We start from the raw sequence: 9944 nt of genomic DNA, 5'->3' as shown, positions 1-9944 counted from the left end.
CCCGTGCCCAGCCAGGCGGCCGCGTTGTGAGTGAAGATGTCGATCAGGGCCGGCGACTTCTGGTGGATGCCGAAAATCATCATGTTGAGGATCGACTCGGCGGAAAACACGCCCGACTTCAGATGGGCGATGTTCTCCTGCTCGAACTCTTCGGACACGAAGAATCGGGCGCGAGCCAGCACCCAGTCATAGGGATCGCGCACCAGCAGGATGTGTCGCGCGAAGCGGATGTTGGCCAGAGACTGGTCGCTGAACAACAGATGCCCGCTGGACAGCTTCGGAGCCCTCGGATTGAAGGCGTCCAGGTGCTCGTGCATGTTAGGTATCTGCACGAAATCCCGGTCGTGATGCTGATGTACCGGCACGAACATCCGCAGGATGTTGCGCAACAGATGAGTGCCGCCCTTGGGCACGCTGTTCATCAAAACGGGCTGTGTCAGCGGTGCTTGCTCGAAGCGGGCCACCTGTTCGTTCAGCGTGTCCTTGATGCCCTTGATGATCGCCATGCCGTCTCCACCGCCGCGCCCTGACGCGGACCTTTTCGTCCAGTCCACCCACCAATTGACTAGGGGCGGCGGATCGCTCCGCCGCCCCCGTCTAGTCGAAATCGACGGTTGTTAGAAAGACTTGGCCAAACGGACGAAGGCGCGACGTCCGTAATAGGCTTCCTGATATTGCGACGACAGGATCGAGTTGCCTTGGGTGCCGACCGCCGCCGACGAGGCCGCCGGAGGCAGTTCGTCGAACAGATTGGCGACGCCGCCCGAGACCTTCCAGCCTCCGGCCCAACCGCCGCCCTCGGTTTCATACGCCAGCGACACGCTGTGGAAGCCGGTGAACTCGGCTTCCGCCTTCAGCAGTCCCACGCGACCTTCGATGGTCTGGAACTGCGATCGACCGTTGCGAACGCGATCGGGACGGTTGTCCTGTCCGCCGATCCAGTCGAAGCCCCAGAACGCGGTCCAGGGACCCCGGTCGATGATGGCGTTTAGGTTGCCGACCAGTTCGGGATTGCCCACGTCACCCCGGAAATCGGTGCTGAAATCGGCGAACGTCGATTGGTTGGTTTCCAGCGTCCAGGTTGTCTGGCTGTCGAGGGTCAGAGTGCCCCAGCTGAAGTCACCGAACCAACGCGCGGTGAAGTCCAGGCCACGGTTGTTCTGTTCGGCGATGTTCAGGAAGCTGTCGCGAATCTGGACGATGCTGCCGCCAAGGGTCGGATCACGATCGAACTGATCGCAGATCGGATCGGTGGGGAAGGTCTCGGACAGATAACAGGCCGCCAGGATGCCGCCGGCGCCCAGGACGTCGACCTGATCCTCGATCTTGATCTCGAAATAGTCCAGCGCCAGGCTGAGGTTGCTGTCTGGCGGGGTCAGGACCACGCCGATCACAGTGGCCTTGGAGGTTTCGGGCTCAAGCACGCCCAGGCCGCCCCCGGTGACGACTTCAGCCGACACTATGCCGCCGGTGAAGTCGCCGGCCACGCCACCACCCGGTCCGGCCGGGTTCCGGCAGTTGACGTAGATGGGATCGCTGGTCTGCAAGGTGCCGTCCGCGACGCGCAGGTCCAGGTTGAGGCAGGGATCGACGTTGCGCTGGCCGACGAAGCTGGTCTGGTCCGCCAGATACAGTTCGAACAGCGCCGGGGCGCGGAACGACGTGCCGTGCGTGGCGCGGATGCGGATCGTGTCGCTGATCGCCCAGTTCAGGCCGATCTTGTAGGTCGAGGCGTCGCCCGAGGTCTCGGTGTCGGTGTAGCGGCCCGACAGGGACAGATCGAGCCTCTGGACATAGGGCAGGTCCGCCAACAGCGGCACAGCCAGTTCGGCGTAGACCTCCTTGGTCTCTTCCGTGCCCTCGGTGATGCCGCCGCCGCTCAGGCCCCAGCTGTTGTCGGCCAGGGTGACCGCGCCGGGGGTGTCGACGATCTCGTCGCGACGAACGTGGAAGCCGACGGCGACGCCCAGAGGACCGGCCGGAAGGTCGAACAGATTGCCCGCCAGCGAGCCTTCCAGATAGGTCTGCTCATAGATCGTGTTGCCGGTTTCGTTGTCGAACAGGAAGCCGCGTTCCGCCTGCGTCAGATTTCCGCGCAGGAACTCCGGATTGGTGAAATCGACGTCGATGCAGGGACGGCCGCTGACCGGCAGGTTGGTGCCGACGCACGACGCCGTCTTGAAGCTGGTCGAATCGACCGCGTCCTGAAGGATGACGTCCGAGGTGTATTCGCCGTCCGAGCGGCTGTACTGGCCGAAGACGTCCCACTGCCAGCCGTCCAGGAAGCCGCCGCCGCCGATCTCGCCACGCAAACCGAGCACGACGCGCGCGTAGTCCACCGTCTGCGACTGGTCGAAGTGATCGGTGACCGGCGTGGCGCTGAGGATGTTCAGGCCGGTGAAGCCCGTGACCGGATCGCCACCCGCGCCGGGACCGTAGTAGAAGTCCAGGAAGTCGGCGGTATAGGTGTAGTTCCAGAACTGGCGATAGCTGTCGGTGCGGCTCTCGCGGCGGTTCAGCAGCAGTTCGGCATAGGCCTCGACCCCACCGCCCAGCTCATACGCGCCTTCGACGAAGGCGGTGTAGCGCTCGGTTTCGGGGATGATCGACTCTTCGAGCGCGAAGTCGGACAGGTTGTTGGTCACGGCGCGCGAGGCGGCGTCGTAGTTGACCAGGAAGAAGCCGGCCGGGGCGTTCGGGTACCGGGCGCTGACCGCCGGGTTCGTCGGCCGCGTCGGAATGAACTGGCCCAAGTTGCCGTCATAATCGAACTGGAAGCGACCCGGACGGCCCGAGAAGTTGGCACCGTAGACAAAGACCTGACCGAAGGCGAGGTCCGTGCACTGGGGCTGGCCCGTGCGGGGATCGACGCGGTCGGTGCGGTTGCTGGTGCCCGGCTCGAACAGGAACTGGTTGCGGCAGACCAGATAGTCGCGCTCTCCGGCGGCCAGCTTCTCTTGCAGGTAATAGTCGCCCGAGATGTTCAGATAGCCGCGGTCGAAGGTTTTGCCCCAGCTGCCGGCGACGTTGTACTGCTCGCCGCCCTGTTCGAAGGGCAGGCTGGCGAAGGCCGACATCTCGCCGCCGTCGCGGGCGCGTTCTGTGATCAGGTTGACCACGCCGGCCACGGCGTCGGAACCGTAGATGGACGAAGCGCCGTCCTTCAGCACGTCGACGCGATTGATCGCCGACTGCGGAATGACGTTCAGGTCGAAGGCGGACACGCCGCCGCGCGTGCCGGCCGGGCCCGCTCGACGGCCGTTCAGCAGCACCAGGGTGCGGTTCGCGCCCAGGCCGCGCAGCGAGATCGTCGCGGCACCCGGACCGCCGTCGGTGACAAAGGCGCTGGAGATGGTGGAGTTGACCTGGGGCGAACCGGCCGCGAGCGTCGAGCTCTGCAGCAACTGGGCCGTGTCGCTCAGGCCCCGCTGCTCGGCGCGCTCGGTCGTCAGGACCTGCAGCGGCGAGGCGCTGGTGAACTCGTTCTGGGGGATGCGCGACCCCGTGACGATGACGTCCTCGACCTGGGACGCTTCGTCCTGCGCCTCTTCCTCGGTCTGGGGCGCAGTCTGGGGGTCCTGAGCCAGGACGGGGCTGGCGAACAAAAGGACGGCGAATAAACCGCCCGCCAAGGCCGAGGTGTCGCGCAGTCGGTTCTGCAAGGTCATAAAGTCAATCCTGAAAAAGAAACTGGTGGAGCGTGACGGCGCTGGTCGCAGGATAGCTTAGCCACTAACTTGCTGACCCGTTACTACCCCTGCTCTCAAGGAATGGGTCAAGCAAGGCGGCACCTTGCCATTATCCCCCTTTACGACAGGTTTTGGATGCTTTTGCGACCGAGGTGTCGCTTCTTGGCCGCGCACGGTGTGGCGCGCGACGATTCCAAGACGCGGATTTCGTCTTGTCGCATGGGCTCGCCATCTCTAGACGAGCCGCTTAGCCGACAACCCGATCTGAAACCGCGCGGCGCATCGCCGTTCGCGGCTCCGCGCGCGCCAGGAGCTTGCCCCGTGACCGCCTCCGATGTCCCGCACGACGAGCGCGACGCCATGGTGCGTGCGGCCTTGGCCGAGCACGGTGACACCGGCGTCACACCGCGGCACACGTTGTTCTACTTCAACGGGGAGGGCGACCACGACGACCTGAATGAGGTCGCGCGGCGCGCCGGTTTCATCACGCGCGGATCGGATGACTCGACCGTTCTCGAAACGACGATGGCCGTGGACGAGGTGTCCTTCGCCCCGGTCTCGTCCATGATGCAATCCTGGGCCGCGGCCTTCCAGCTGGACTATGACGGCTGGGAGTGCGCGGTCGTGACCAACTAGAGGAGGCCGAGATGCCCAAACGTACGGACATTCAGTCGATTCTGATCATCGGGGCGGGGCCCATTGTCATCGGTCAGGCGTGCGAGTTCGACTATTCCGGCGTCCAGGCGTGCAAGGCACTGAAGGCTGAGGGATATAGGGTCATTCTGGTCAACTCCAACCCCGCCACCATCATGACCGACCCGGAGGTGGCGGACGCCACCTATATCGAACCGATCACGCCGGACTTCGTCGAGCGCATCATCGCCAGGGAGCGGCCCGACGCCCTCTTGCCGACCATGGGCGGCCAGACGGCGTTGAACACGGCGCTGGCGCTGGACGCCTCGGGTGCCTTGAAAAAGTACGGCGTCGAGATGATCGGGGCCAGGGCCGACGTGATCGACAGGGCCGAGAACCGCCAGAAATTCCGCGACGCCATGGACAAGATCGGGCTGGAAAGCCCGCGCTCCAAGGCCATCCACCACATCGACGAGGCCGACGCCGCCCTGGCCTTCGTCGGCCTGCCCGCCATCGTCCGCCCGTCCTTCACCCTGGCCGGAACCGGCGGCGGCATCGCCTATAATGTCGAGGAATATTACGAGATCGTCGCGCACGGCCTGGATCTGTCGCCGACCACCGAGGTGCTGGTCGAGGAGAGCGTGCTGGGCTGGAAGGAGTATGAGATGGAGGTCGTCCGCGACACTGCGGACAACTGCATCATCATCTGCTCCATCGAGAACATCGACCCGATGGGGGTGCACACCGGCGACAGCATCACCGTCGCCCCGGCCTTGACGCTGACCGACAAGGAATACCAGCGGATGCGGACGGCGAGCATCGCCGTGCTGCGCGAGATCGGGGTGGAGACCGGCGGGTCCAACGTCCAGTTCGCGCTGAACCCCGCCGACGGCCGGATGCTGGTGATCGAGATGAACCCGCGCGTGTCGCGGTCCTCGGCCCTGGCGTCCAAGGCCACCGGCTTCCCGATCGCCAAGGTCGCGGCGCGTCTGGCCGTCGGCTACACGCTGGACGAACTGACCAATGACATCACCATGGTCACGCCCGCCTCGTTCGAGCCGAGCATCGATTATGTCGTCACCAAGATCCCCCGCTTCGCCTTCGAGAAATACCCAGGCGCCGAGCCCACCCTGACCACGGCGATGAAGTCCGTGGGCGAGGTCATGGCCATTGGCCGGACTTTCCAGGAATCCATGCAGAAGGCCCTGCGCGGGTTGGAGACCGGCCTGACCGGGTTCAACGAGATCGACATCGACGGCGTCGTCCCAAGTCCGGGGGACGTCGAGGACGAGGCCGGTTCCCGCGCCGCCGTGATCCGCGCCCTGGGCCAGCCGACGCCGGACCGCATCCTGGTCATCGCCCAGGCCTTCCGCCACGGTCTGAGCGTGGAGGAGGTCAACGCCGCCTGTTCCTACGAGCCGTGGTTCCTGCGCCAGATCGCCGACATCGTGCGCGAGGAAGGGCACCTGCGCGTGAAGGGGCTTCCCGGTTTTCCTTCTCCCCTCGAGGGAGAAGGTGGGCGGCGGAGCCGCTCGGATGAGGGGGCTGTGTCATCAGGCTCGCCTTTGAGCGATGAGCGTGAGGCGGGCAGCCCCCTCATCCGGCCCTCCGGGCCACCTTCTCCCTCGAGGGGAGAAGGGGACGCCGCCCGCGATTTCCGCCGCCTGAAGTCAAAAGGCTTCTCCGACGCCCGGCTGGCGCAGCTGACGGGCAGCACCGAAAAAGCCGTCCGCACCCTGCGCCGCGCCCTGAATGTCCGCCCCGTGTTCAAGCGCATCGACACCTGCGCCGCCGAGTTCGCCTCGGCCACCGCCTATATGTACTCGACCTATGAGACCGGGGCCCTGGGGCAGGTTCCGCAATGCGAATCCAACCCAACCGACAGAAAAAAGGCGATAATTCTGGGCGGCGGGCCGAACCGGATCGGGCAAGGGATAGAGTTCGATTACTGCTGCTGCCACGCCGCGTTCGCGTTTGCGGACATCGGCGTCGAGTCGATCATGGTCAACTGCAACCCCGAGACCGTCTCGACCGACTACGACACCTCCGACCGCCTGTATTTCGAGCCCTTGACGGCCGAGGACGTGCTGGAGCTGATCGACGTCGAGCGGTCCAGGGGCGACCTGATCGGCGTCGTGGTCCAGTTCGGCGGCCAGACCCCGCTGAAGCTGGCCCACGCCCTGCACGAGGACGGCATCCCCATCCTCGGCACGTCGCTGGACTCCATCGACCTAGCCGAGGACCGCGAACGGTTCCAGGTCATGCTGCACGACATCGGCCTGATGCAGCCGCCCAACGGTCTGGCCCGCTCGGCCGAGGAGGCCGCGCAGAAGGCGGACGAGGTCGGCTATCCCGTCGTCCTGCGCCCCTCATATGTGCTCGGCGGGCGCGGCATGGTCATCGTCCACGACCGCGAACAGCTGGACCGCTACGTCGGCGAGGCCATGCGGGTCTCGGGCAACGACCCCGTGCTGATCGACCACTATCTGAACCGCGCCACCGAGGTCGACGTCGACGCCCTGTGCGACGACGAAACGGTTTTCGTGGCCGGCGTGCTGGAACATATCGAGGAGGCCGGGGTGCACTCGGGCGACAGCGCCTGTTCCATGCCGCCCTTCTCGCTGTCGGCCGAAATCGTCGCCGAGCTGAAGCGCCAGACCGAGGCCATGGCCCGGGCGCTGAAGGTGCGCGGCCTGATGAACGTCCAGTTCGCGATCGAGGAGCCGCACTCGGCCGAACCGCGCATCTTCGTGCTCGAAGTGAACCCCCGCGCCAGCCGCACCGTGCCCTTCGTGGCCAAGACCATCGGCCTGCCGGTCGCCGCCATCGCCGCCAAGGTCATGGCCGGGGTGCCGCTGAAATCCTTCGGCCTGACCGACAAGCCCTACGACCATATCGCGGTCAAGGAAGCGGTCTTTCCGTTCGCCCGCTTCGCCGGGGTCGACACCATCCTGGGCCCCGAGATGCGCTCGACCGGCGAGGTCATGGGGCTGGACTGGAAGCGCGAGGGCGAGGCCGACATGGCGCCGGCGTTTGCCCGCGCCTTCGCCAAGAGCCAGATCGGCGGCGGCACCACCCTGCCGGTCGCGGGCTGCGCCTTCGTCAGCGTCAAGGACGCCGACAAACCCTTCATCGTCGAGGCGGTGAAGACCCTGATCGCCGAGGGTTTTTCCATCCTCGCCACCGGCGGCACCTACACCTATCTGACCGAACAGGGGCTCAGGGTCGGTCACGTTAAGAAGGTGCTGGAGGGCCGCCCGCACATCGTCGACGCCATGAAGAACGGCGGGGTCCAGCTGGTCATCAACACCACCGAGGGCAAGCAGTCGCTGCAGGACAGCTTCAGCCTGCGCCGCACCGCCCTGATGATGAAGATCCCCTATTACACCACGGCGGCGGGGGCGCTGGCCGCGTCGCAGGCCATCGGCGCGATCAAGGCCGGCGAACTGGATGTGCGGCCGTTGCAGGACTACGGCTGAGGTCGGCGCGTTCGCGGTGATTTCGACCAGTTTCTGAACGGCAAAAGCACTCAAGTTCGTCCAGTCCGGTCAGATACAAGCGCGACATCGGGCGTGACACCCTCGACAGTTTCGGCCGTCCCGGACGCGACTTCCGATACACACTGTTCGGCGACGCGACCGTTCCTGACGTGCACACCCACTATAACCACGACATGGAACACCATCGTCTGCGCAAATATCGCGGCCCGGAGACCTGGGCGCGGGTCAGGGCCGCCTATGTCGCCGGGGAATCCGGGCCGGCGGTCGCGCGCCGGTTCGATGTCGGCCTGTCCAATATGAGGCGGCGCGCGATGGAGGAGGGCTGGACGCGCATCCGGATCGCGGCAGGGCTGGACGGGCAACTGCCGCGCGGCGCGGGCGAAGCGGGACCAGGATTGCAGGCGCTGCTGGCTTTAGACGCACCGATGGGGACGATGGAGCCGGCGGAGGCGGTGCGGCTGGCGACCCTGCACGCGGCCTGGCTGGTCAGTGAAGGCCGGCCGGCCGAGGCGATGGCGCTGGTGAAAGCCGCGGACGCGTTGCGGCAGCTTGAGCTACACATGTCGCTGGACATTTTCGCGCGGCGTTGAAGGCGTGACGCGGAGACGGTTGTCCCTGCCGCGTTGCGCGATTGTCATCCCGGACGCCGCGCAGCGGTGATCCGGGACGGGGTGTGGCCAACCGTCGGGGCCTGCCGGAAATCGCGGCGCGATTGTGCGGGAGACTGGTGGCCGTCCCGGTGTGGCCTGACCTGTCTCCCGGATCGCTGCTGACGCAGCGTCCGGGAGGTGGCGTCAATGGGCCCGAGCGTCCCGGATCACCGCTTCGCGGCGTCCGGGATGACAAGGCGTTTGGGCCTTTGTCGAATGTGGATTGAAGTGAGTGGTGAGACTCTGACGGGCGGTTCCCAACCGGAGAGCGGAGATTCCGAATGACTGATTCGGATGGTAGGCAGACCTTCTTTTAACTGGAAAATATGATGACGAATTCGCTTGTCGTCTCGTTGGTCCAATAACATCATGTTCTCATGAAAATGCACGGTCAGCGATGGCACTACCGCATCGGCAATAGTCTCGTGAACATAGACAACGCATTCAGCTGGTTAGGCTGGGCGCAAGAGCGTATAGTTATAAACGACGAAGAATCTCAACAGGCTGGAGGTTGGTTCGGAGTGAGGCAGTCCTTTGATGAACCTTGGCTAACTCATGTCGGCGAAGATGAGCTTAGGGTCACAATGCGCTCAACTATGTTCGGTATCGCGTGCGACGTGTTCATTTCAGGCGAACTGATCAAACCGGAGGCACTTTTCACAGTATCATGGACCGGCGTTAGGGGAGGTTGGCCGCCGGAACATGACTGGCTCAAAACTGATAACTTCTTCTGGGAAGCGTGATTGAACAGGAATTACGGGAGATAATAATGTTCTTCATTGGCTTCTACATTAATGTCTAGCGAGGGGCGGGGGCCGTATGTCCGCAATGCTCCGAAACCCGATATTAGTTCCCCGACCCCAAAGCCGACATGCCAGGGTTCTGGATGCGGTAGAAATTAGACTGAGACCAATGCCGTTGTTGACGGCCCACAAATACCATGACTGATTGGTTCAGATCACGAGATCGGGAGAGACCAATGAGAGAGTTTTTGGCCGGTTTTCGTGCCGGATGGCTCGAGGGACGATTGGGCGGGCGCGGAATCGTCCTTTGCGGGGTCGCGGGGGCCGCGCTGGCCGCTACGGCACTGATTGCAAGCGCGCTCGTCTAAAGTTGGTCGTCAATCAACCGCAAGAAACGGCGCTGTTCGGCGGCTCGCGAAACTCGATTAATTAATCTTCGAAGCACACCGATTCACTGCGTCCACATCGGTAATCCGGGTGATCGGCTATGGGTTTTCGGCGCTTATGGGGGCAACTTGGCATGCAGGCCGATTAGCGGACCATGCCAGGGTCTGCTTCAGGTGGGGGGCGGACATCGTGCACGACGTCTCTAGGCTCAGGACTCATTGATCATAGCCAGAAGATCACCGTGGCGGCGATAGTGATGGCAGACATGAAGGTGTGTGCGCATCGGTCGTAGCGGGTGTGGATGCGCCGCCAGTCCTTGAGCCTGCCGAACATGTTCTCGAT

General features: G+C 64.3%; 5 protein-coding genes and 1 pseudogene. 3 read left to right on the top strand and 3 right to left on the bottom strand.

Translation table 11 applies throughout. The features are described from left to right. A pseudogene (locus tag ACESMO_RS10275) lies at positions 1–506 on the bottom strand (hypothetical protein); the annotation flags it as partial. Positions 507–617: 111 nt separating this feature from the next. Further along, positions 618–3668: a TonB-dependent receptor plug domain-containing protein gene (locus ACESMO_RS10270; protein ID WP_372708061.1), complete on the bottom strand. Its 3051-nt coding sequence runs from the start codon at positions 3666–3668 to the stop codon at positions 618–620. Positions 3669–4010: 342 nt separating this feature from the next. Here ACESMO_RS10270 and ACESMO_RS10265 point away from each other — a divergent pair, with 342 nt between their 5' ends. The 3 genes from ACESMO_RS10265 to ACESMO_RS10255 all read left to right on the top strand — a co-directional run bounded on the left by ACESMO_RS10265 (position 4011) and on the right by ACESMO_RS10255 (position 8412). Then, positions 4011–4325, top strand: coding sequence for a hypothetical protein (locus ACESMO_RS10265; RefSeq protein WP_372708060.1), 315 nt, complete (start codon positions 4011–4013; stop codon positions 4323–4325). 11 nt (positions 4326–4336) lie between these two features. Then, the gene (carB, locus tag ACESMO_RS10260; protein ID WP_372708059.1) at positions 4337–7801 is read left to right on the top strand and encodes a carbamoyl-phosphate synthase large subunit; all 3465 of its coding nucleotides are present in this window, start codon (positions 4337–4339) and stop codon (positions 7799–7801) included. Between the two features lie 194 nt (positions 7802–7995). Next, a complete protein-coding gene (locus ACESMO_RS10255; RefSeq protein ID WP_372708058.1) occupies positions 7996–8412 on the top strand; it encodes a hypothetical protein in 417 nt (138 codons plus the stop codon). A 1412-nt stretch (positions 8413–9824) separates the two neighbouring features. Here the strand turns inward: ACESMO_RS10255 and ACESMO_RS10250 are convergent. Then, positions 9825–9944, bottom strand: a 120-nt coding sequence (locus tag ACESMO_RS10250) for a transposase (protein WP_372706167.1), incomplete at its 5' end; no start/stop codon positions are given.

The sequence above is a fragment of the Brevundimonas sp. genome (assembly GCF_041688735.1).
Lineage (GTDB): Bacteria > Pseudomonadota > Alphaproteobacteria > Caulobacterales > Caulobacteraceae > Brevundimonas.
The sequence above is the reverse complement of the archived record's forward strand: the minus strand, read 5'-3'. Positions and strand labels throughout refer to the sequence as shown.

Excerpts from the sequence above, each read along its gene's own strand:
- ACESMO_RS10270 (WP_372708061.1), bottom strand. The coding sequence starts at position 3,668 with ATGACCTTGCAGAACCGACTGCGCGACACCTCGGCCTTGGCGGGCGGT.
- carB (WP_372708059.1), top strand. The coding sequence starts at position 4,337 with ATGCCCAAACGTACGGACATTCAGTCGATTCTGATCATCGGGGCGGGG.
- ACESMO_RS10255 (WP_372708058.1), top strand. The coding sequence starts at position 7,996 with ATGGAACACCATCGTCTGCGCAAATATCGCGGCCCGGAGACCTGGGCG.